At 36.0% G+C, this 24,634-nt stretch carries 19 protein-coding genes; 15 read left to right on the forward strand and 4 right to left on the reverse strand.

Annotation, left to right across the window (positions count from 1 at the left end):
- Window positions 1-67 precede the first annotated feature (67 nt).
- Entirely contained in the window at window positions 68-445 is a 378-nt protein-coding gene (locus BW951_RS12810) for a GxxExxY protein (RefSeq protein WP_076393402.1), read from the reverse strand.
- A gap of 32 nt (window positions 446-477) precedes the next feature.
- Window positions 478-1,347 carry a DUF4349 domain-containing protein gene (locus BW951_RS12815; RefSeq protein ID WP_076393404.1) on the reverse strand — a complete coding sequence of 290 codons (870 nt, stop codon included), beginning with the start codon at window positions 1,345-1,347 and terminating at the stop codon, window positions 478-480.
- Between the two features lie 159 nt (window positions 1,348-1,506).
- On the opposite strand from BW951_RS12815, the gene BW951_RS12820 reads away from it, so the two are divergent.
- Entirely contained in the window at window positions 1,507-2,574 is a 1,068-nt protein-coding gene (locus BW951_RS12820) for a DUF2891 domain-containing protein (RefSeq protein WP_076393406.1), read from the forward strand.
- Between the two features lie 182 nt (window positions 2,575-2,756).
- Here BW951_RS12820 and BW951_RS12825 read toward each other — a convergent pair whose 3' ends face one another.
- The gene (locus tag BW951_RS12825; protein WP_076393419.1) at window positions 2,757-3,230 is read right to left on the reverse strand and encodes an Mpo1 family 2-hydroxy fatty acid dioxygenase; all 474 of its coding nucleotides are present in this window, start codon (window positions 3,228-3,230) and stop codon (window positions 2,757-2,759) included.
- A 71-nt stretch (window positions 3,231-3,301) separates the two neighbouring features.
- Here BW951_RS12825 and BW951_RS12830 point away from each other — a divergent pair, with 71 nt between their 5' ends.
- The 5 genes from BW951_RS12830 (at window position 3,302) to BW951_RS12850 (ending at window position 9,258) form a co-directional block, all read left to right on the forward strand.
- Window positions 3,302-4,147 carry a helix-turn-helix domain-containing protein gene (locus BW951_RS12830; protein ID WP_076393421.1) on the forward strand — a complete coding sequence of 282 codons (846 nt, stop codon included), beginning with the start codon at window positions 3,302-3,304 and terminating at the stop codon, window positions 4,145-4,147.
- Window positions 4,148-4,236: 89 nt separating this feature from the next.
- Window positions 4,237-5,547 carry a TolC family protein gene (locus BW951_RS12835; RefSeq protein ID WP_076393423.1) on the forward strand — a complete coding sequence of 437 codons (1,311 nt, stop codon included), beginning with the start codon at window positions 4,237-4,239 and terminating at the stop codon, window positions 5,545-5,547.
- Window positions 5,548-5,569: 22 nt separating this feature from the next.
- Window positions 5,570-6,685 (forward strand): HlyD family secretion protein, encoded by a 1,116-nt coding sequence (locus BW951_RS12840; protein ID WP_076393425.1) that lies wholly within the window; start codon window positions 5,570-5,572, stop codon window positions 6,683-6,685.
- Window positions 6,686-6,777: 92 nt separating this feature from the next.
- Complete coding sequence (locus tag BW951_RS12845) at window positions 6,778-8,370, forward strand: MFS transporter (protein WP_076393427.1); 1,593 nt, start codon at window positions 6,778-6,780, stop codon at window positions 8,368-8,370.
- A gap of 183 nt (window positions 8,371-8,553) precedes the next feature.
- Window positions 8,554-9,258, forward strand: coding sequence for a class I SAM-dependent methyltransferase (locus tag BW951_RS12850; protein WP_076393429.1), 705 nt, complete (start codon window positions 8,554-8,556; stop codon window positions 9,256-9,258).
- 244 nt (window positions 9,259-9,502) lie between these two features.
- On the opposite strand, the gene metG is transcribed toward BW951_RS12850, so the two are convergent.
- The gene (gene metG / locus BW951_RS12855) at window positions 9,503-11,539 is read right to left on the reverse strand and encodes a methionine--tRNA ligase (protein WP_076393431.1); all 2,037 of its coding nucleotides are present in this window, start codon (window positions 11,537-11,539) and stop codon (window positions 9,503-9,505) included.
- A gap of 332 nt (window positions 11,540-11,871) precedes the next feature.
- Between metG and BW951_RS12860 the strand changes: the two genes are divergently transcribed.
- From BW951_RS12860 to BW951_RS12900, 9 genes are all read left to right on the forward strand, one after another.
- Window positions 11,872-14,598 (forward strand): SusC/RagA family TonB-linked outer membrane protein, encoded by a 2,727-nt coding sequence (locus BW951_RS12860; protein ID WP_076393433.1) that lies wholly within the window; start codon window positions 11,872-11,874, stop codon window positions 14,596-14,598.
- Between the two features lie 5 nt (window positions 14,599-14,603).
- Window positions 14,604-16,187, forward strand: coding sequence for a RagB/SusD family nutrient uptake outer membrane protein (locus tag BW951_RS12865; protein WP_076393435.1), 1,584 nt, complete (start codon window positions 14,604-14,606; stop codon window positions 16,185-16,187).
- A gap of 19 nt (window positions 16,188-16,206) precedes the next feature.
- Entirely contained in the window at window positions 16,207-17,286 is a 1,080-nt protein-coding gene (locus tag BW951_RS12870) for a SusE domain-containing protein (RefSeq protein WP_076393437.1), read from the forward strand.
- Between the two features lie 102 nt (window positions 17,287-17,388).
- Entirely contained in the window at window positions 17,389-19,548 is a 2,160-nt protein-coding gene (locus BW951_RS12875) for a glycoside hydrolase family 97 protein (protein WP_076393439.1), read from the forward strand.
- A gap of 58 nt (window positions 19,549-19,606) precedes the next feature.
- On the forward strand, window positions 19,607-20,086 hold the full coding sequence (locus BW951_RS12880; protein ID WP_076393441.1) for a DoxX family protein: 480 nt from the start codon (window positions 19,607-19,609) through the stop codon (window positions 20,084-20,086).
- Window positions 20,083-20,442, forward strand: a complete 360-nt coding sequence (locus BW951_RS12885) for a hypothetical protein (RefSeq protein WP_076393443.1) — start codon at window positions 20,083-20,085, stop codon at window positions 20,440-20,442. Before BW951_RS12880 ends, BW951_RS12885 begins: the two co-directional genes overlap by 4 nt.
- 33 nt (window positions 20,443-20,475) lie before the next feature.
- Complete coding sequence (locus BW951_RS12890; RefSeq protein ID WP_076393445.1) at window positions 20,476-22,329, forward strand: glycoside hydrolase family 13 protein; 1,854 nt, start codon at window positions 20,476-20,478, stop codon at window positions 22,327-22,329.
- A gap of 99 nt (window positions 22,330-22,428) precedes the next feature.
- The gene (locus BW951_RS12895) at window positions 22,429-22,941 is read left to right on the forward strand and encodes a nuclear transport factor 2 family protein (protein ID WP_076393447.1); all 513 of its coding nucleotides are present in this window, start codon (window positions 22,429-22,431) and stop codon (window positions 22,939-22,941) included.
- The gene (locus tag BW951_RS12900) at window positions 22,941-24,359 is read left to right on the forward strand and encodes an MFS transporter (protein ID WP_076393449.1); all 1,419 of its coding nucleotides are present in this window, start codon (window positions 22,941-22,943) and stop codon (window positions 24,357-24,359) included. Before BW951_RS12895 ends, BW951_RS12900 begins: the two co-directional genes overlap by 1 nt.
- Window positions 24,360-24,634 lie beyond the last annotated feature (275 nt).

Below are 24,634 nucleotides of genomic sequence, written 5' to 3' on the forward strand. Positions count from 1 at the left end.
CTGATCAGGCAGATTTTTTTAGTGCAAATTTAATCTGCTTAATCTGCAAAATCTGCGGGAGAGATAATTATAACTTATTGACCACTCTTTTAATTCCATCTAAAATATTCGTAGTATTAAAATTAATCAATAATCCGAGTCTTTTATCTGAAAGTTTCAAATAAGTCTGCAATTGCTTGTAATGAATTTCTTCAAGATTTTTTACAGATTTTAATTCCAAAATAACCTTGTCTTCCACCAGAATATCGATTCTGAAATTTAAATCAAACCTTTTGTTGTCATACATAACCGGAATTGCAACTTCTGGCTTCACATCCAGTCCGTTTTCTTCCAGTTCATAAATAAGAATTTTTTGATAGACACTCTCCAAAAGACCTGGTCCAAGACTGTTATATACATTAAAAATGCATTTTCTTACCAAGTAGGAAATTTCATTTTCATTCATTTGTTTTTAATGCAAAATAAAAAAAAATATCTTTATTTTTTCTTCCTGTTTCTCCATTTTCTCCAAAGAAATACAGCCACAGGAATCAGCAGAAAGAAAGGCCAAAGCGAAATAACTCCTAAAAGAAAAGCCACAAAACTGTTCCAGCCTTCCGTTACCGAATCTCCGAAACGGCTTCCGAAACCAACCTTCGAAGTGGCGGAAGTTCTTACTTTTTCTTTGTATAAACTCAGGTTTAAAGTGCTGTAATTTACGCGGTCGTCTATAAATCGAAGTCTGCCTTCCGAAACATCAATTTCATCTTCCAGTTCACGGATGTTTTCCTGAATTTCCAAAATGTCTTTCGTTGTTTTTGCGCTTTTCAGCATATCTCTGTATTTCTCGAGATAAATCTTTTTATTGGCGAGTTTGATGGAAACATCAGTATATTCTTCCGTTACATCATCTGAAGAGATATTTTTAGACAAAACCGAACCGACACCATCTGAAAAAGAATTCACCAAAGCATCGAAATTCTGATGAGGAACTCTGATGGTTAAGTCGGTATTTTCCTCATTATCATTATTCTGAAACTCTTCTTTCTGAATATAGGCTTTGTTGCTTTTTACAATGCTACTAACCTGATCCTGAGCTTTTTTAATGTCTCCGACCTGAATTTTTAAATCGCCGTTTTTGATGATTTTTTTGGAAATAGCAGTGGTCTGTTCACTTATCGTCTTTTCTGATGGAAACCTTATGGACGCATCGACTACGGGAGATTTTAATGCTACAGCAGAAGAGTCTATTGCAATCAATTTATCTTCCTGAACAACATTAACCAAATTTGAATTTAAAGAGTGGGCTTCACTTTTTTTACAATGGATAAGGATTAAACAGAATAAAGGCAGAAATAATTTTTTCATGAATACAAGTTTTGGGAATACGATCAAAAATCATGCTTAAAATTGTTTTTTAAAGGATATTTTCTGATAAATATTCACAATAATTGAAGATAATTTATGAATTTCTATTTTTAGCCTGATCGCAAATGAAAAATTGAATTTATTTTATATTTTTAATGAATGAAAAAGAGTCTTTTAGCTATCGTTTTTTTACCGTTTATGATGTTTGGTCAGGAAATTCCGAAACTTACCGATGAAATGGCGGTGAGATTATCTGAAAAGCCGCTTCATTGTATCAATCAGGAATATCCGAACAAAACGGCGCATATCATCAATAACGAAAAAGAAGTTCCTTTAAGTCCTAAAGATCTTCATCCCAGTTTTTACGGTTGTTTCGATTGGCACAGCTCTGTTCACGGACATTGGATGCTGCTTCGGCTGCTGAAAACAAAACCCGGTCTTTCGGTGGCAAAAGACATTGAAAACATTCTCGACAATTCATTTAAAAAAGAAAATTTACAGACTGAAGCCGATTATTTCACCAAATATCAACTAACCGGAACATTCGAAAGAACGTACGGATGGGCATGGTTGCTAAAATTAGACGAAGAACTGGCTACATGGGATCATCCCAAAGCAAAAATATGGCATGAGAATCTAAAGCCTCTTACCGATAAAATTTTAGCTTCGTGGAAGACTTTTTTACCCAAACAAACCTATCCTAACAGAACGGGAGTTCATCCCAATACTGCTTTTGCAATGGTTTTTGCACTCGATTGGGCAAGAGCGACCGGAGATAAAGATTTTGAAAATCAGCTCATTGAAAAGGCAAAATATTTTTATCTGAACAATACGAAAACACCCGCTTATCTAGAACCGGACGGATCGGATTTCTTTTCGCCAAGTCTGGAAATTGCAGATCTGATGCGACGTGTTTTACCCCAGAAAGAATTTGTCGTGTGGTTAAATAATTTCTATGAAAAACGAAGTCTGGAAAATATTGAAAAAATTCCGGTGGTAAGTGATCTTTCAGATTATCAGACGGTTCATTTAGTTGGTTTATCTTTTTCGAAGGCGTGGTGCATGAAAGGAATTGCTAAATCACTTCCCGCAAATCATCCTTTGAAACAGAAATTTGAAAAAACAGCCAAAGTATTTTTAAACAACGGATTGCCATTGCTTTTTCAGGGGAATTACGGTGGAGATCATTGGTTGGCAAGTTTTGCCGTTTATGCTCTTGAAGATTAATCAGGTTAGAAGTTTGAAGCCGGAAGAGGGAAGCTTTATATGCGCAACTTCAACGGTTGAAATAATTCCTGCTGGAAACACAATACAATAAGAGGGAAGTTGTATAGCCTGAAAATCAACTTCCATCTTCAATCATCCGTTTCAGTTATCGATCATCATTCATCATTCATCAATCATTAATATTAATATCTGATTCCCAGTTTTTTAAGAATAAAACTCAACAGCCAGATCGGTCCTACCAAGAGAAACTGTAAATCTTTCAGGAAAGAAGGTTTTTTACCTTCAATCTTGTGTCCTACAAACTGAAAAATCCATGTTATTATAAAAACAGCGAGGTAAACCATCCATGATTTTTCTTCAAAACGGATATTGATTCCGTAAGCGAAACTTTCCATTAAAATCATCACGAAAAACATAATAAAACCGATTAAAAAAGAAAGTCTGGTATAAAAAACAGTTACCAAAGTAATAGCTGCAAAACTTACATAGCTGATTTCGCCAATATATCTGAAGCCAATTGATTTTGAAGGAATGAGAGAAATAAATCCTAAAATCGTCCAGAAAATTAAAGGAACACAGATCCAGTGGATCAGCTTATTGGTCGAGTTTCTGTGGCTTTCGGCGTATTCTGCAAATAGTAAATCGATTTTTCTCATATCTCTAATTTGGAAAACACTAAAATAATAAATTTTTGTGACCGCTCAAGAGATTGCTTTATATTTGTACTATGTCTGTCTTAGAAAAATTCGGAGTTGAAATTTTTACGCAACATAATATTTTCGAGAGAATTTCTGTCGATAAACCGTTCCGTCCTGATAATCCGGCGTTTATCTTTGTGAAAACAGGGAGTATTAAGCTGAAACAGCACTTCCGCGATCTTGAGCTTTCTGCCAATATGTTTATGGTGACGGATCCTCAGACGGTGTACGAAATGATCTCCATCAGCGATGATTTTCAATCGAGAATGGTTTCGTACAAGCGTGAATTTATTTCGGCTTTATCTTTGAAATTCAACAGATTAATTACGTACCGTTATTTCAGGCAACAGATGAACATTGGTGTTCCTTTCGAGCCGGATGAATTGGAAGTGGTCTGGAAAAGTGTAAATTTCCTGAAATACATTCTCGATTCTGAGACAGAAATGACCTACAAGAAAGAAATTGTTGAACATCTTTTTTCCGTTTTCTGTTATCAGATGGCGGGAATTATTTCCAAGGAAGACAGCAATTCCATGAGCCAGATGTCCAGACAGGAAGAAATTGTTTTTATTTTCCTGAATGATCTCGCGCAACATCACACCCACGAGCGAAGCGTGGAGTTCTATGCGCAGCGTCAGTCGATTACAACCAGACATCTTTCGGCGGTGGTGAAAGACATCACAGGAAAGTCGGCAAGCCAGATTATTTCACTGATTGTGATGAACGAAGCAAAAGTGCTGCTGAACTCATCAAATAAGCCTGTTTCGGAGATTTCCGGTATTCTCGGTTTTAGTGATCCTTATTCTTTTTCGCATTTTTTTAAAAAGCATCTGGGCGAAAGTCCTTCCCAGTACAGAAATCAGTTCGAAAACTAAAATCTTACATTTGAACATCTTTTTCCAATTCTTAAACATTTGTTTGAGTTTGTTGCTGCCGTACCTTTGTATCCGTAAAACAAGGTAAAATGGTTAAGAATATAAAAACAGCGCTATCACTCGTGATAGCCTTATTTCCTGCGCTGTTTTTTTCACAGGAAATAAAACAGCTCACTGCAGACGAAGTTGCCGAACTCGCGGTGCAGAATCATCAGCAATTGAAAGTTTCGGCACAGAATATCGACATTGCCAGACAGAATACGGAAGTGGTAAGACTACAGAAACTGCCGAACATTACGGCTTCTACCAGTCAGTTCTACTTAGGCGATGCGGTTGCTATCGACAAAGATTTCTCAAATTCCACTAATATTCCGATGCCGCACTACGGAAGTTCGTATGCAGTTCAGGCAACACAGCTTATTTTTAAAGGTGGATTGGTGAACAAGTCTATTGAAATGGCGGGACTTCGTGAGCAGCTTTCCAAACTGGATCTGGAAAAGAACAAACAGGACGTGAAACTTCTGGTCATTTCAAATTATCTGGATATTTATAAAATTTTAAATCAGGAAGCAGTTTTTCAGAACAATAAAAAACTGGCTCAGGAAAGACTGAAAAACATTCAGAAATTTTATCAGCAGGGAATGGTGACGAGAAATGAGGTCATTCGTGGTGAACTGGCAATCAAAAATTTAGATCAGGGTATTTTAACGTTAAAAAACAATAAAAAAATTCTGAATTATAATTTAAGCATTGCTTTGGGTTTGCCTACTGATACGGAAATAGTTCCTGTAGAAAGTTTGCAGAAGAAAGAATCGGGAATCGGGATTGAATATTATGTAAATCTTGCTCACGACAGCAATCCTTTGCTGAAATCTGCGAAAACAAATATTGATGTTGCCGATAAAAATATTGAAATTATTAAAACCGACAGAATGCCTACAATTTCAGGTTTCGGAGGATATTCTCTGCAAAGACCGATTACTACAAGAAATCCTGTTCTGGATATGTATTCCGGTGGTTGGCAAACTGGGATTTCATTAAGTTACAATATTGATAATCTTTTTAAAACCAAAGAAAAAGTGAAGCTGGGAGAACTGCAGAAAACGCAGGCGAATGATGCGATGACTTTAACGCAGCAGAATATTGATATGGCTGTAAATGCGGCATATACCAAATATCAGGAATCTATTCAGCAGGCGGAAATTTTAAATGATGCTAAAAAACTGGCGGAAGAAAACTATAAAATTACCGAAGCTAAATATCTGAATCAGTTGGCGGTACAGGCGGAAATGATCGACGCGCAGAACCAGAAATTACAATCGGAGCTTGATTATGCGAATGGAGAAATCAATGTGCTGTATCAGTATTACAATCTTTTAAAATCTACCGGAACGCTTTAATATTTAAAATTTGAAAAACAAAATGGAAAACAAGGAACAAAATACACAAAATACAACTCAGGCTTCTGCCAATTCAGGAGCAGCAGCCAATAAGAAAGAACGGAAGAAAAACAGAATCAAAGCTGTCATTTCCAATATCGTGGTTTTTGCCGTGATTGGTTTTGGATTGTACTGGCTGATTGCGCAATATTTTCACATCGGTGATAAAACCTATACGGAAGCGGCTCAGGTTGAGGAATTTATCAACCCCATCAATACAAGAGTTTCAGCTTACATTAAAGAGATAAAATTCATTGAACATCAAAAGGTTAAAAAAGGAGATACACTTGTTGTACTGGATGACCGCGAAATTTTAACCCAGATCGGACAGGCGGAAGCTGCGTATCAGAATGCTTTGGCGCAAAGAGCGGCAACAAGTTCATCGGTGAATACGGTTTCCAATAACGTGAATGTGATGGAATCTAATATTGCCGGAGCAAAAGCAAGACTCTGGAATGCGGAGCAGAATTTAAACCGTTATAAAAACCTTCTGGCTTCCGAAGCGGTGACGAGACAGCAATACGATCAGGTAAAAACGGAGTATGATGCACAGAAAGCGGCATATCAGACTTTAATCAACCAGAAACAGTCGGCGAATCTTTCAACTGTAGAAGTGAAAAGTAAATTCGGGATTATTGATGCGGAAATTAAACGAACAAAATCTGCTCTGGATATGGCGAAAATTAATCTTTCTTATACGGTAATTACCGCGCCTTATGACGGAGTGATGGGAAGAAGAACGATTTCTGAAGGACAGTTGATTCAGCCGGGACAACAGGTGGCAACGATTGTTTTGAACGGTGAGAAGTGGGTGACTGCCAATTTTCTGGAAAGTCAGATGCCGAATGTAAAAACAGGAAAAAAAATGATGATGACAGCCGATGCATTGGGCGGAAAACAATTTGAAGGAGTAGTTACAGCAATTTCTGCGGCTACAGGTTCGAGATATTCTAATATTCCGACGGATAATTCTACCGGAAACTTCATTAAAGTTCAGCAGAGAATTCCTGTAAGAATTGAGTTTACGCCTTCCAATAAAAAAGAAGATATCGAAAAGCTGAGCGCAGGAATGAATATGAATATTGTGATTAAAAAATAAGAACAGCAGAAAGAGGGATGAGGAAAACCGAGGTGAATGTGTTTTAAATCATACATCTTCAGACTTTCAGCCTTCAAATCAAATTTTAAAATATGTACAACAAAGGATTATACCGAGATTGGGTACCGAAACCTGTTCAGCTTTTACTGATCGTGCTTTTACTGGCGATCGTGATGCCTTTGGGCGGTGTTTACACAGGAAACATCAGTTATATGGTGGGCGGAACCGGTGCGCTTTCGGAAAATTATATTTTTGCGAATTATGCTTCCACGATCGGAATGGGAGCGGCAATGCCGATTGTTTTGAGGCTGAAAATGCGGTTTAAGATCAGGGATAAAATTACAGTTGTTCTGGTTCTTTTGGGAATTTTAAATTACATCAATGCAACCACGTTTCAGCCTTCTGTAATCATCGGAAGTTCTCTTCTGATCGGTTTCTTTAAAATGATTGTTGCGATCGAATTATTTCTACCTGTTATGGCAATGATCGGAAACCGAGGAGTTTTTTACGGTGTTTTTTATTCTTTTATCCTGATTATGAACCAGATTGCGGGATATTACGCCGTAGAAGTTTCGGTTTTGTATAACTGGCAGCAATTTTTCGTTCTTATTTCGATTTTGTGTTTCGGACTGGCCATTTTGCAGTGGATTTTTATGCACGATCAGTATTTTGCGCTGAAAGTTCCGCTTCATTATATTGACTGGCTGAGTATTGTGCTTTTTGTGGCAACGTTTATGTTTTCGGCGTATGTTTTTGCTTTCGGAAAACAGCAGGACTGGCTGAATTCTAAAAATATTATTAATGCATCGATTGGCGCTTTTGTAAGTTTTGCGCTTTTGGTGACCAGACAGACACATCTGAAAAGACCTTATTTATCATTCAAGGTTTTTTCAAAAAGTAATGTTCTTCACGGATTGTTTATGCTTCTTTGTTTGGGAATGTTTATGGCAACGGCAACGTTACAGAATATTTTTGCAGTCGGAGTTTTGGGATACGACCAATTAACCAATGCGAAGCTGAATCTTATGATGATTCCCGGAATTGTAGTTGCCGGAATTGTGGCGATTATCTGGTTTAAAAGGGACAAACCTGTGAAAATGTACATTTTTTCCGGATTTGCAGCGATGTTGGGATATTCGGTTATTATGTATTTCTCTATGGTTTTGGAGTTTAATTATGACAACTGGTATCTTCCTTTATTCCTGAAAGGTTTTGGGATGACAGTACTTTTTATTTCCGTTTGGTATTACACGCTGGATAAACTTGAGCTTAATGATATGATGGCTGCCATCGGACTGGCTTTGGTCTGGAGAACTTTTCTTACGATCGGCTTCTTTTCGGCGGTATTTTCATGGTTTCAGTACCGTTTTCAGGTGGAAAGTTTAGGAAATCTGGCGGTTTATATGGATGGATTAACGGTGAGTTCACAAAGTGTGGCTGCCAATCTGAAAGGAATTCAGCTCAATGCGATTATTGCTGCCAATAAAAAGATTTTCGGATATATCGTTATTGCTGGTTTCGGAATTTTAGGATATATTCTTACGCATCATTTTGGAAGAGAGCGTTTTGTATCGACAAGATTTATAAAAGTGTTAAGCGGAAAATCTGTAATTGCCAGAAGAAGACTTTTGGAAAGAAAAAGATTATCCGAAGAAATAAAAGACGCAGCAGGTCCTGCGATGTAAAGAACCTTGTTTTTCATTTACTGAGTCAAAGCTCCATTTTAATTGTAAAGTGGGGCTTTGCGTTTTTAGAATGGTTTAAAATTTTAAAGTTAAAAATTTCGAATGTCTATTTGGGAATTAGTTAAACAAAAGATGTTCATTTAAAAATTTCAAAAAACTTATCTTTGTACCATATATCAAACTATGAAAGATTTAATAGGGAAAGCCATTTGGGATTTTTATCACAACGAAAATCCTGAAGATCTGCAGACCGAAACTTCTATTTCCGAACTGGATGAACTTCCTGTAAAATATCTGTTCCGCGATTTTGACGGAATGAATACAATTGAGCAAAAAGCTCTGCAACTTGCAAAAGGAAAAACGTTAGACATTGGAGCAGGAGCGGGTTCTCATGCTTTATATCTTCAGAATGAAAAATATCTTGATGTTACCGCGTTGGATATTTCTCCGAAATCCATTGAAGTTTGCCAGTTAAGAGGAATAAAGAAAGCAGTTGCTGAAAATATGCTTCATTTTTCCGGGGAAACTTTTGATACGATTCTTTTGCTGATGAACGGCACAGGCATTTTCCAAAGTCTTCATGTCATTGATATTTATCTGAAAAAACTTTATTCGCTTTTGAATCCGAACGGACAAATTTTAATCGACAGTACAGATATTCTGTATATGTTTGATGAAGATGAGGATGGCGGTGTTTACATTCCTGCGGAAGGATATTACGGCGAACTGGATTATATTGTTCATTATAAAGGAGAATCTGAAGATCCTATAAAATGGCTGTATCTGGATTTCAATACCTTAAAAAATGCAGTCGAGAATAATGGTTTTAAAATAGAAAAAGTGTTGCAGGAAGAGGATTCTTATTTAGCTAAACTGACTAAAAAATAATTAGTTTTTGTCATTGCGAGGAGCAAAGCGACGAAGCAATCTCAAACTTAAAAAATAACATTCAGACTTAACTTTTCTTAAAGCCTTAACAGAATCTTAATGGTTAAAATTTGAAACATTAAGATTTATTTATATTGTTAAGATTAATAAAAGATTGCTTCGTCGCTTTGCTCCTCGCAATGACAAATAAAAAATCCACATGATTTTTAGTTCATGTGGATTTATTTTTTATCTTAATATTGGATTATCCGATCTCAATACCATTTTCAACATTGCTGTCATCCGGCGTTACGAAAGATAATTTTCCGTCCGGTTTTGTGGTTAAAAGCAACATTCCCTGAGATTCAATTCCTCTGATTTTTCTTGGGGCAAGATTCAATAAAATCATAACCTGCTTTCCAACAACTTCTTCCGGCGTGAAGCTCTCTGCAATCCCGGAAACTACAGTTCTTACGTCCACTCCTGTATCAACAGTTAGTTTCAGTAGTTTATCTGCTTTCTCAACTTTTTCAGCTTCTAAAATAGTGGCTGTTCTTAAGTCGATTTTCATAAAATCATCAAAAGTGATTTCTTCTTTCATAGGTTTTGCGTTAGGGTTTGTTTTTTTATTGTTTTGCTTGGTGTCTTCCAATTTCTGGATTTGAGCTTCGATAACATTATCTTCAATTTTTGAGAAAAGAAGAGACGCTTCGTTGATTTTATGACCTGTTTCAATTAAAACAGATTTAGTTTCAATAGTATTCCAATCAGATTTTTGAACATTAAACATATTCAACAATTTTTCAGAGCTGAAAGGCATAAACGGTTCACACAACTGTGCTAAAGCAACTGCAGTCTGAGCTCCTACAAATAAAGAATGTGCCGCTTTTTCAGGGTTATCTTTTATTGTTTTCCATGGCTCTTCTGTCTGAAGATACTGGTTTCCGAAACGTGCCAAATTCATTAAAGCTGTTAAAGAATTTCTGAATTCATAGTTTTCTAAAAATCCTGAAATTTCTTTTGCTGATTTGTTAATTTCTTTTAGCTCAGGAGTGTTTACATCACCTTGAGGAACAACCCCATCATAATATTTATGAATTAACACAGCAACTCTGTTGATGAAATTTCCGAAAATTCCAACTAATTCAGAATTATTTTTCGTCTGGAAATCCTTCCACGTAAAATTGTTATCTTTAGTTTCAGGAGCGGATGAAAGTAAGGCATATCTTAAAACATCTTGTTGTCCTGGGAAATCTTCTACATATTCGTGCGCCCAAACCGCCCAGTTTCTGGAGGTGGAAATTTTATCGTTCTCAAGATTTAAAAACTCAAAAGCAGGAACATTTTTAGGCATGATATAATCTCCGTGAGCTTTCATCATCGCAGGGAAAATAATACAGTGGAATACAATATTATCCTTTCCAATAAAGTGAACCAAATCACTTTCCTCGCTTTGCCAGTAATCTTTCCAGTTTTTTCCGTTTTTCTCCGCCCATTCTTTCGTGAAAGAGATATATCCGATTGGCGCATCGAACCAAACGTATAATACCTTTCCTTCCGCATTCGGAAGAGGAACCGGAACACCCCAATTCAGGTCTCGGGTCATGGCGCGAGGTTTTAACCCATCATTTAACCATGATTTTACCTGTCCGTAAACATTCGGCTTCCAATCGTCTTTATGCCCTTCAATAATCCATTCATTCAGGAAATCTTCGTATTCATTTAATGGTAAGTACCAGTTTTTTGTGTCTTTCAAAATAGGAACATTTCCGCTTAACATGGATTTCGGATTAATCAGTTCCGAAGGTGAAAGGGTAGTACCGCATTTTTCACACTGATCTCCGTAAGCATTCTCATTACCGCAGTTCGGGCAGGTTCCGACGATATATCGGTCTGCTAAGAATTCTCCAGCCTGTTTGTCGAAATACTGCTCAGACATTTCTTCGGTGAACTTTCCTTTTTCATAAAGAACCTTAAAGAAATCCTGACTAGTCTCGTAGTGTTTCGGAGAGGTTGTTCTGGAATATTCATCAAAAGAAATCCCCAAATCTGAAAAAGATTTTTTAATGATTTCGTGGTATTTGTCTACAATATCCTGTGGCGTAACCCCTTCTTTTTTAGCTCTTATGGTAATAGGAATTCCGTGTTCATCGCTTCCGCAGATAAACGCTACATCTTTCCCCAATCTTCTCTGAAATCTCGCATATACATCCGCAGGAATATAAACACCTGCCAAATGCCCTATATGAACCGGTCCGTTTGCATATGGCAAAGCCGCCGTAATCATCTTTCTGTTTGACATTTATAGTAAAGTTTTAGGGTGCAAAGATAAGCATTATCCATGAAAATCTGATATTGTCTGTATTTTGAAGCTTTACGGGTAATTTGAGGATGTCAAATATTACATTTAGTTAAACAATTGTTTAACTTTTTGTTAATTTTAAACCAGTATTATGTATTGCATATTTTAATGTAATGATTTGAAAAATAAATATTTAACTTAAATGGATCGTTTAATATACATAAATTTATGTTAATTTTAAATAAATTTATCATAATTATAATTTTTTTATAAATTGCAACGCAAGCAGGAATGCTTATTTAACAAGAACGAAACTATATAAAAGAAATATTGTGAAAAACTTTACAACGGTATTAAAAATTGCGCCTGCATTTTTATTGGCAAGTACAATGATTCATGCGCAAACAAAAGACTCTGCTACGAAAGAGAAAAAAATAGAAGAGGTTGTTTTGATTGGGTATGGTAAACAGAAGAAAGCGGATCTTACGGGAGCAATTACTTCTGTCACTGCTAAAGATTTTAATGGAGGAGCCACTTCTCCGGGACAGCTTATCCAAGGCAAAACGCCGGGTGTTCAAATTACAACTAATAGTGGAGCACCAGGTTCAGGAACATCAATTCGTGTACGTGGTATTTCTTCATTAACAGGTAATAATACTCCTTTAATTGTTATTGATGGTGTACCTCAGGATTTTGTAGGAATAAGTGGAGCTTCTGATCCTCTATCCCTCATAAATCCAAATGATATTCAGAGCTTCGATATCTTAAAAGATGCATCTTCTACTGCAATTTATGGTAACAGAGCCTCAAATGGTGTTATTTTAATTACAACAAAACAGGGATCCGCAGGTAAATTAAAAATTAACTTCTCAACCCTTGCTTCTGTATCTGAAAAGATGGGTAATGTAGATGTTTTAGATGCAGATTCTTTTAGAAATTTTGTAAATACTTATGCTCCTAACAGTTATAAATCTCGATTAGGAAGTGCAAATACAAACTGGCAGGATCAGATATACAGACAAGGATGGGGAACAGATAATAATCTTTCTCTTACAGGAGGAATTAAAGGATTGCCTTATCGTCTATCTGTTGGTTACAATGAACAAAATGGTATTGTAAGAACAAATTCATTTAGAAGAACATCATTAGGCGTAAATTTAAATCCTAAATTCCTTGATAATCATTTAACAGTAAATGTAAATGCAAAAGGAACATTTACAGATAATCAATTTCCTGCTGGAGGAGTAATTGGTGATGCAACTTATTTTGATCCGACTCAGGCTGTTTATTCTGGTAATTCTAATTATGGAGGTTATTATGAATGGCTATTAAATGGTGCTTTAAATGTGAACGGAACTCCAAATCCTTTAGCAAAGCTTGAAGCTACAAGAGATATATCTTCTGTTGTAAGAGGCTTAGGAAATATTCAGCTCGATTATAAGTTACACTTTCTACCAGATTTACATTTTAATGTAAATGCAGGATATGATTATAGCAAAAGTAATGGTTCAACTACGGTAAGTCCATTATATAAAGTAGGTTTTGCTAACAAAGGATCTTATAGAGAATATAGCCAGGAGAAAAAGAACAGCTTATTGGAAACTTTCCTGAGCTATACTAAAAATATTAATGCTATAGATACTAATGTGGATATTGTTGGTGGATATTCTTATCAGGATTTTAGAAATTATGTACCTTTTGCACCAACATTTACAGGGGTAAATCCTCCAACGGTGGGAAATAACTATGAAGACAGAAAAGTTCTGGTTTCTTTTTATGGTCGTGGAATTTTTACTATCGCTAATAAGTATATTATTTCGGCTTCTGTAAGAAGAGATGGTTCTTCAAGATTCTATAATGGATCAACAGATAATCTTTGGGGTGTTTTTCCAGGTGTTTCTGTAGCTTGGAAAATTAATGAAGAAGGTTTCTTAAAAAATATTTCTGCAATTTCTAATTTAAAGTTGAGAGCAGGATGGGGAAAAACGGGTAATCAGGAAATCACAGGTGGTACATATCCTGCATATGCTGCATATAATCCAAGCCAGAGTGGAGCCTCCTATCAATTTGGCAATCAATATTATTTCATGTATAGACCTAATATTTATAATCCCAATCTAAAATGGGAAACCACAACAACAAAAAGTTTAGGTTTAGATTTTGGGTTTGCAAAAAACAGAATATATGGTTCTTTTGATGTATATCAGAAAAAGACTGAAGATCTGATTTTGGATTCTCCTATCGCTGCTGGAGATTTAAGTAACCATAATATTCTGAATGTTGGAAATATGGAAACAAAAGGGATCGAAGGTTCAATAACTTTTGTACCGGTTAAGACAGAAAAAACAACTTGGGAGTTTTCTTTTAACGCAACCCATTATAATTCAAAAATTACAAAATTGGTAAATGGAGCTGATGATAGTTTCAATTTGCCGGTAGGTGGAATTGCGGGTGGCGTAGGGAATACTATTCAAGCACACGCAGTAGGATATCAGCCATTCTCTTTTTATGTATATCAACAGGTTTACGACAATGGTGGAAAACCTATAGATGGGGTATATGTAGACAGGAACGGAGATGGTGTTGTTAACGCAAAAGATATGTATTATTACAAATCAACACAACCGGATGCTATTTTAGGGTTTAATACAAAATTAACACATAATAACTGGGATTTTGGGTTTAGCGCAAGAGCTGTTTTAGGAAATTATGTTTACAATAATGCTGCATCTAACAGTTCATTACAATCTGCTGCAACAAATGATTATTTACAAAATGTATACTCTACAACTCCTGATTATAAATTCTCTCTTCCAAGATATCTTTCGGATATTTTTATAGAGAATGCATCTTTCTTCCGATTGGATAATGTAAATGTCGGATATAATTTTAAAGACTTTATGTACAAAGGAAGTAATTTAAGAATATATGGAATGGCGCAAAATGTTTTTGTGATTACCAAATATTCTGGGGTAGATCCTGAGATTTTTGGAAATATTGATAATGGATATTATCAGATGCCAAAAGTGTATTCATTAGGTCTTAATTTTCAATTTTAATAAGTATGAAAAGAATAAAATTTAACAAAATAAATACAGCAGTAGTACTTTTTGGTCTACTTGCTACAACTTCGTGTGTTAATGATCTTGAACAGTCTCCTATTACAGATGTAACCTCTGTAAGTGTCTTTAAGGATTTTGCAAATTACCCTAATGCCTTAGCAAAAGTGTATGGAGGCTTTGCAAATGGAGGTCAGGAATCAGGTGGAGGAAATGCCGATATCAATGGTATTGATGGAAATTTTTCTCAATACACCAGACAGCTTTTTACAATGCAAAACTTGCCAACAGATGAAGCTGTTATCGCATGGAATGATGGTACTTTGCAAACAATTCATAAGATGACTTGGGACTCTCAAAATGAATTTATCAGTGCTTTATACTATAGAATATATACGGAAATTGCATTTTGTAATGAATTTTTGAGAAATGTTACCGATGAAAAACTGGCTTCAAATAATATTACAGGAGCTAATCTTACGGAAGCAAAATATATGAGAGCTGAAGTACGTTATCTTAGAGCATTATCTTATTATCATGCACTTGATCTATTTGGTAATGTTCCATTTGTAAAAGAAGATTACCTACCTGGATCAGTAAGTCCGCCACCAAGAATTACGAGAGCAGAACTTTTCAATTTTGTAGAATCTGAATTAAAAGATGTAGAAGGTCAACTTAAAGATCCAAAAACAAATGCATACGCCAGAGCTGATAAAGCGGCTGCATGGTCTTTATTAGCCAGATTATATTTAAATTCTGGAGTTTATAATGGTTCAAATCATTATACAGATTGTATTACTTATTGTAATAAAGTTATTCAGGCTGGATATTCTTTAAAAACCAAATACGGAGATTTATTTTTAGCTGATAACGACAAAAATAATCCTGAAGTAATTTTGCCTATTGCATTTGACGGACAGAGAATTCAAACATATGGAGGAACTACTTATATGGTACACGCTGCAGTAGGAGGTAGTATGCCTGCTTCACAGTTTGGAATCAATGGCGGTTGGGGAGGTCTTAGAACTACAAAGGCTTTCGTAAATTTATTTGCAGGCAACAGTTCCGATCAAAGAGGTAATTTTTATACAAACGGTCAAAACTTAGAAATTAACGATCTGGGAACCTTTACAGATGGATATGGTTTTATTAAATATAAAAATGTTACCAGTTCTGGTGTTGCAGGATCTGATAATGCAGGTAACTTTGTAGATTCAGATATTGCAGTTTTTAGGTTAGCAGATATCTATCTAATGTATGCGGAAGCTACATTAAGAGGCGGTTCTGGCGGAAATCTTACTACTGCAATTGGATATGTTAATGCACTTAGAACCAGAGCAGGAGCAAGTACTATAGCATCTATCAATACAGATTATATACTTGATGAAAGAGGAAGAGAGCTTTCATGGGAATTTACCAGAAGAACAGATTTAATCAGATACGGTAAATTTACAACAGCTTCATATTTATGGCCTTGGAAAGGTGGGGTAAAAGATGGTAAAGCGGTAGAAGATTTTAGAAATCTTTATCCTATTCCGGCTAAAGATATTATTGCGAATCCAAATTTAATTCAGAATCCTGGATATTAACAAAAAACACTTTTTAAAAATGAGACATTTATTTAAAATATTCACACTGTTTGCAGTAGCATTTATTATTTCTTCTTGTGAAAAAGATGAAGATTTAGCTGTTGTAAACGATGGGACAAACCCAACAGTTTCTGCAAATAAAACTTCAGTTGTTTTAATTAACAATCAGTCTGCCAATGAGGCTGTTGCATTTAATTGGGTAAACTCAGATTTTGGGGTTCCTATTCAAATTACCAATCAATTGCAATTTGCTCTTAAGGGAACGAATTTTGCCGCTCCAAAAATTGTTGAGCTTTCAGCAGGGGCTAAATCTTACAGTATGATCGGAAATGATCTTAACAATATAATTTTAGGATTAGGAGTTACATCTGTTACAGCTACAGATATTGAAGTTAGGATAAAGTCAACGGCTGTTGGTAAAACTCACTATTCAAATGTAATTTCATTAAAAGTTACACCATTTATTAATGGTCCTATTTATACTTATACAGATTTATACTTAATAGGTGATGCTACAGCAGGAGCATGGGATAATGTAGCAACAAATGCGAAAATTTACCCATTATTAAAATCCTCAACTCCCAATGTATATACTTATACAGGATATTTTGCACAAGGTGGATTTAAAATTATTAAAACTCCAGGATCTTGGGATCCTCAGTATGGTATGGGTTCATCTGCAGGAATATTAAGTACAAGCGGAGGTTCTGGAAATATTACTATTAGTGGGTCAGGATATTATAAAGTTACTATTAATACATCTTCCTTAACTTATACTGTTACCCCTGTAACACCTTCAACAACTACGTATACATCTATTTCTTTAATCGGTCCTGCCGCTGGAGGTTGGTCTACGGATTTAGATTTAGAGAAATCTACTTTTGATCCTCATGTATGGGTGAAGAAAAATGTAATGTTAAGTTCAGGAGAGTTTAAGTTCAGAGCTAATCATGATTGGGGAACAAACTGGGGATTATCTCAGCAGTACTTTGGAACAGCATTATTGGGTGGAGGGAATATCCCTTTAGCAACAACATTTAATTATAATGTTTATTTTAATGATATGACAGGTGATTTCTCTGTAATTCCAGCGAATTAATCAAATCATGTTTCCAATAATAATTTTAAATTGAATTTTACATAGCAAAGTGTTGCTTTTCGGCAACACTTTCTTTATTTTTAAAGTCTATAAATAGTCATTATGAAGAAAATTACAGCAGGAGCAATCATGCTCTCTATGATGTTTGCGGGTGTTAATGCACAATCTTTAAAATCGCCGGATGGAAAGTTCGAAATGGATTTCCAGTTGAAACAGGGCGTACCTTATTACAATCTTAAATATAACGGGAAAACGATCGTCGAAGATTCCAAATTGGGACTCAGATTATTTAAAGATACTTCAATAAAATTTGCCTCAGAAATTGCAAAACCGGAAGATGTAAAATTCGATCTCAACAACGGTTTTACCAAAGTAGACGAAAAGCGTGATGCTAAAAACGAAACGTGGCAGCCGGTTTTAGGAGAAAAGAAAAACTATATCAATCATTACAATGAATTGGCGGTGACGCTTAATCAGACTTCCACAGACAGAAATATCGTGGTGAAATTCAGACTGTTTAATGATGGTTTAGGTTTCAGATATGAATTTCCTCAGCAGAAAAATCTCAACTATTTCGTAATCAGAGAAGAAGATTCTGAAATTGATTTTCCTACAGATATGAAATCCTGGTGGATTGTTGCAGATTATGATTCTCAGGAATACCAGTATCAGGAAACAAAACTTTCTGAAATTCCTGCAAGATGGCCAAAAGCTGCAGATGCAAATGCTTCGCAGACTTTAATTAAAAATGCCGTTCAGTCGCCGGTAATGTTGAAGCAGGAAGGAAAAGAACCATTATACATCAATGTTGCTGAAGCTGCCGTTTTAGATTATCCGGCTTCTCACTTAGAAGTTGATGCACAGAATTTTAAATTAAAAACACATCTTACAGCAGACAGACAGGGTGCGAAAGGTTACATTCAGACTCCTTCCGTAACTCCCTGGAGAACCATTATCGTTGCTCCGAAAGCGGAAGAGGTGATGGATTCTAAAATGCTATTTAACCTTAACGAGCCAACAAAATATACCGATACTTCTTACATTCACCCAACAAAATACATGGGAGTATGGTGGGAAATGATCATCGGAAAATCTCAATGGGCTTACGGACAGCCGGAATCGAATGTACGTCTTGGTGTAACAGATTTTTCTAAACTGACACCAAACGGAAAACATGGAGCCAACAATACAAAAGTGAAAGAATATATAGATTTCGCAGCAGAAAACGGTTTTCAGGGACTTTTGATTGAAGGCTGGAATGTTGGTTGGGAAGACTGGTTCGGTCACTCAAAAGAATTTGTTTTCGATTTCATCACTCCTTATCCTGACTTCAACATCAAGATGTTAAACGATTACGCACATTCCAAAGGCATCAAACTGATCATGCACCACGAAACTTCAGGTTCTGCAACGAACTATGAAAGATGGGCAGACAAAGCATATCAGTTAATGAACAAGTACGGTTATGATGCCGTGAAAACAGGGTACGTAGGAGACATGATCCCAAGAGGAGAACATCATTATTCTCAGTGGACAATCAACCATTTTTACAGAATTGCTGAAAAAGCAAATGAATATAAGATTATGGTAAACTCCCATGAATCTGTTCGTCCGACAGGAGAAAGCAGAACATATCCAAACTATATCTCTGCGGAAGCAGCGCGTGGAACGGAATATGAAGCTTTCGGAGGAAATAATCCCGATCATCAGACCATTCTTCCGTTTACAAGATGGATGGGAGGTTCGATGGATTATACCCCGGGAATTTTCCAGACAAAACTGGATTACTATTTCCCCGGAGACAAGCGTTTTGTAAAAACAACTTTAGTAAAACAGTTAGCGCTTTATGTGGTAATGTATATGCCTCTTCAGATGGCGGCAGATTTGCCTGAAAATTACAAAAAGCACATGGATGCCTTCCAGTTTATCAAAGATGTTGCAGCAGACTGGGACGATACGAAAATCTTATCGGCAGAACCGGGAGATTACATTATCACGGCAAGAAAAGCAAAAGGAACTGAAAACTGGTTCGTTGGTGGAATTACCGATGAAAACAAACGTGATTACACTGTAGATTTTTCTTTCTTAGACAAAGGAAAAAAATATGAAGCTACGATTTACGAAGATGGAAAAGATGCGGATTACATCAACAATCCTCAAAGCTATAACATCTACAAAAAAGAAATCACAAGCAAATCTAAAATTAATTTTAAAATGGTACGAAGCGGAGGTTTTGCCATCTCTATCAAACCTGTAAAATAATTTTAATAAACTAAAAACCTTACAGATTTTCTGTAGGGTTTTTTTAACACCTGTTCCTATGATAAAAAGAATTTTTACCCCCATTCAGATGCCATTTTGGTGGCAGGATCTGCTGTTTGCTGTTCCAAGAATAGTTTGCGGATATTTACTGACGAGCGACTTCGGTGCAGCAAAATTCGGTTTGCCGTGGTCTCCCGCAGACAATAATTTGAAATTTTTTGAAGTGGCTTTCTGGTTTCCGAATGATGTCGCAGAATATGGTGGTATTTTCGCCATGTTTCCTGCGTTTTTTGCTTGGATGGGAGCATTCAGTGAAGCAGTGGGCGGAATTTTTTTATTGTTAGGATTATTAACAAGACCTTTTGCAGTGCTTATTTTCATTACCATGTTTGTCGCTGCATTTTTTCAGCAGATGAATCAGGGAGTCTGGAATATGCTTCCTGCAATGGGAATGATGTGGGTGAGCTTATTTTATAGTATTTTAGGCTCCGGAAGATTTGGGTTAGATTATATAATTGCTAAAAAAATGATCCGATGAAAAAATTAGTATTTCTTATAATCTCCTGTTTTCTGATGTTCAGTTGTGTTCAGAAAGCCTATAAGCAGACTGTAATTTATACAATTGAGATTCCGGATTCTGAAGGAGTTACCTCTGTAGGAATCAGAGGGAATGACAAACCTTTGAATTGGGATCAGGATATGGAGCTTAAAAAAATTAATAATAAAGGTTTTTATCAGGTAAAAGTCACTTATATTACAGGATATAAATTTACTGAAGTAAAATTTACCCGCAACGGAGAATATGAACTTCAGAATATGCCTAATCGGAGAATTGAGTTTAATCCTTCTGGAGTTAGCCAATACAAAGCCGTTTTTAATCAGCCACTAAAATAAATACTAAAATCATTTATATTATATTAAAAAAATATGCGTCATAAACTTTTTTACATAACAACGCTTTGTGCATCGTCTTTATTTTTTTCACAGATTCAGAAAGTAGAACCTGCATTCTGGTGGAAAGGAATGAAAAATCCGGAACTTCAGATTCTGGTGTATGGAAAAGATATTGCTAAAAACGAAATAGAACTTTCAGACGGTGTTCAGATTAAGGACATTCAGAAAGTTGAAAATCCGAACTATGTTTTTGTAACCGTTAATACCAATGAAATTAACGTTCCGAAGTTTAAAATCAATATTAAAAACGGAAAGAAAAATATAAGTTCTTACACTTATGAATTAAAGCAAAGAAACCCTGATTCTTCAAACAGAGAATCCTATTCTTCCAAAGATGTGATGTACCTCATCATGCCCGATCGTTTTGCGAACGGTGACGAAAAAAACGATTCCAGCCCCAATTTAACGGAAAAAGCAAACCGAAATCTTCCTAAAGGTCGACACGGAGGAGATCTGCGCGGGATCATCAACAATTTAGATTATATTCAGAACCTTGGAGCAACTGCAGTCTGGCTTACTCCCGTTAATGAGGATAACGAAAAAGTATATTCCTACCACGGATATGCACAGACCGATTTATACAAGATCGATGAACGTTACGGAACCAACGAAGAGTATAAAGAACTTTCCCAAAAACTGAATCAGAGAAAAATGAAACTCTTGATGGATTATGTAACCAATCATTGGGGAGTTTCGCACTGGATGATCAAAGATCTGCCTACAAAAGACTGGATTCACTGGTTCAGTGATGGAGAAAATGGTTTTAAACGTTCCAACTATAAAACAACCACTCAGTTTGATACAAACGCTTCTGAGGTAGATAAAAAATTAGCTTTAGACGGATGGTTTGATACGACAATGCCGGATATTAATCAGAAAAATCCATTGGTTTTAAAATATTTGACTCAGAATGCAATCTGGTGGATCGAGTATGCCGAATTGGGAGGCTTTCGGGTAGATACCTATCCTTACAACGATAAAGAAGCCATGGCAAAGTGGGCAAAAGCCATTACAGATGAATATCCTAATTTCAATATTGTAGGAGAAGCATGGCTGTACTCCAGCGCACATATCGCAGCATGGCAAAAAGATTCTAAAATAGGAGAGGCAGCAAATTATAATTCAAATCTTCCTTCTGTAATGGACTTTACGTTATATTCTGATCTGCCGAAAGCCTTGAAAGAAAAAGACGGTTGGGATTCCGGAATGGTAAAATTATACAATGTTTTTACAAGCGATTTCCTGTACCCGAATATCAATAACCTTTTGGTGTTTTTTGAAAATCACGATACCGAAAGATTTAACGAAGTTTTCAATGGAAATCCTGCGGAATATAAACTGGCAATGACTTTAATATCGACAGTTCGCGGAATTCCACAGCTATATTACGGTTCTGAAGTGGGAATGCGCGGCGACAAAAACAAAGGGGGCGATGCAGACATCAGAAGAGATTTTCCGGGCGGCTGGAAATCAGATAAGATCAATGCTTTCAATCCTTCGTCTCAGACTCCTGAACAAAAAGAATTTTACGATTTTACCCAGAAGTTGCTGAACTGGAGAAAAGGCAAAGAAGTCATTCATACAGGAAAAACAAAGAATTTTGTTCCGCAGAATAATGTTTTTGTGTATTTTAGATATAACGAAAAAGAAAGCGTAATGGTCATTTTAAATAATAATGATGCGGAACAAACGATAGACGTGAAGCATTTCGCAGAATCTCTGAACGGTTTTTCAAAAGGGAAAGACATCATTTCCGGCAAAGAATTTCCGGTAAAGGACAATTTTAAAATTCCTGCAAAATCATCAATGGTTATTGAATTGAATTAAAACACGGATAACCCAAATTTTTCACAAATTTCATACTAAAATCATTAGTGTCATTCGTGAAAAAATTAGTGTCGCTTGTGTTTAAAAATAAAATTATACATGAAAAAAACAACAATATTCTTTACATTCATCCTATTTGTATTGAGTTTTACATCCATTTCTGCTCAGTCAAAATTCAATAAAGAAAAAACAGAAATCGGAACCATGCTCGACGGATTTAATGTCGCGGCAGCAAAAGCAGATTTTAACACTTACTTTAATTATTTTGCCGACGAATCTGTTTTTATCGGGACAGATGCTACAGAAGTCTGGAACAAAAAAGCCTTTATGATTTGGGCAAAACCCTATTTCGATAAAAAGAAAACATGGAATTTTACTTCCCTGAAAAGAAATATCTACTTCAGCAAAGACGGAAAACTTGCTTGGTTTGATGAATTACTAGATACCCAGATGAAAATCTGCCGCGGTTCAGGAGTGGTTGAAAAAATCAACGGAATATGGAAAGTAAAACAGTACGTACTCTCTGTAACCGTTCCAAATGAAGTTGTAGACAAAGTTGTCGCTGAAAAAGCACCGATTGAAGAGATGTTAATCCAAAAACTGAAGAAATAATGGCAGAAATGATAAGAAAAGCAGATGCAGGAAAATTTGGAAAAGTAAAAAAGCCGAATTTATCCATGGCTCAGATTATCAATATGAGCATGGGATTTCTGGGAATCCAGATGGCTTTTGGTCTGCAAAATGGAAACGCAAGCCGGATTTTGGCAAATTTCGGAGCCGATGTACATGAATTATCATGGTTTTGGCTCGTAGCACCCGTTACAGGACTTATTGTTCAGCCGATCATCGGTCATATGGGAGATAATACATGGAGTCCGCTGGGAAGAAGAAAACCTTACTTTTTAATAGGAGCCGTTTTATGCGCCATCGGATTGGTAATGCTTCCCAATGCCGCTTCGGCAACACAAATGATGGCTGCAAACGTTTTACTGATGGCGGTTATTTTTCTGGCCATGATGGATGCTTCTATCAATGTGGCAATGGAACCTTTCCGTGCTCTGGTGGGAGATATGCTTCCAAAACATCAGGCGACGATTGGTTTTTCTGTTCAGACAATTTTGATAGGAATTGGAGCGGTGATCGGTTCAGATTTACCAAATTGGCTTACCAAATTAGGAATTTCTAATGAAGCTCCCAAAGGATTTGTAGCAGATAATGTCATCTATTCTTTTTACATCGGAGCAGCCGTACTTATAATATCAATTTTATATACAATTATTACCACCAAAGAATATTCTCCTGAAGAATTTGCTTCATTTGAAGGTGGAAAGGAAATCGCAGAAGAAAAATCCAAAATGTCGGATATTTTCAAAGATTTTGCCAATGCACCCTCACAGATGAAAAAACTGGGAATTGTTCAGTTTTTCTCATGGTTTGCATTATTTACCATGTGGGTTTTTACAACGAGTGCTTTGGCGACGCATCATTTCGGGCTTTCTCCGGAAGATACCCATTCAGCGGAATTTAATAAAGCCGGAGATTTAACGGGAAGCCTGTTCGGAAGTTATAATTTCTACGCCATTTTCTTTGCGTTTGCATTAACACCGATTGCCAAATTTATCGGTAAAAAACAGACTCACGCGCTGGCTTTGGCAAGTGGAGGTTTCGGACTGATTTCCATGTACTTTATAAAAGACATTAATTACCTGTGGATTTCCATGGTCGGATTAGGTTTTGCATGGGCAAGTATTCTGGCAATGCCTTATGCGATGCTTATTGACTCAATTCCACAAAAGAAAATGGGCGTTTACATGGGGATTTTCAACTTTTTTATTGTAATTCCTCAAATCATTAACGGAGTTTTTGGAGGACCAATTGTTAGCAGAATTTTCGGTAAAATGGCAATAGATTATATTGTAGTGGGCGGAATCTGTATGGTTTTAGGAGCTGTTCTCACACTTCTTTTCGTTAAATCTGAAAAAGATACCCCAAAAGAAATTGAAAAAGAAATTCAGCAGGTGCATTTCTGATAAAAAGAGAAATACTTTAGTTGATTTTCTAAAATTACCCAAGTTCGGAATAAAGATTATAAAAAACTTGTTTAAACTAATTTCAGAATTAACCGCAAAAGAGACAAAAGATAATGTTAAAGCGAATTTTCAGAATAATCAAAGCGCTCAAAAGAATAAAATCAAAGATTTTTAAAAACTATTGTGATCTTTTTCATTTATAATTATCAACTTTAAATAAAAAATTTAGTAGATCTTTTGCGGTTAAATAAAAGTTTAAACAGACTTAAAATATA

This window comes from Chryseobacterium gambrini (genome assembly GCF_900156825.1).
GTDB classification, from domain to species: Bacteria; Bacteroidota; Bacteroidia; order Flavobacteriales; family Weeksellaceae; genus Chryseobacterium; species Chryseobacterium gambrini.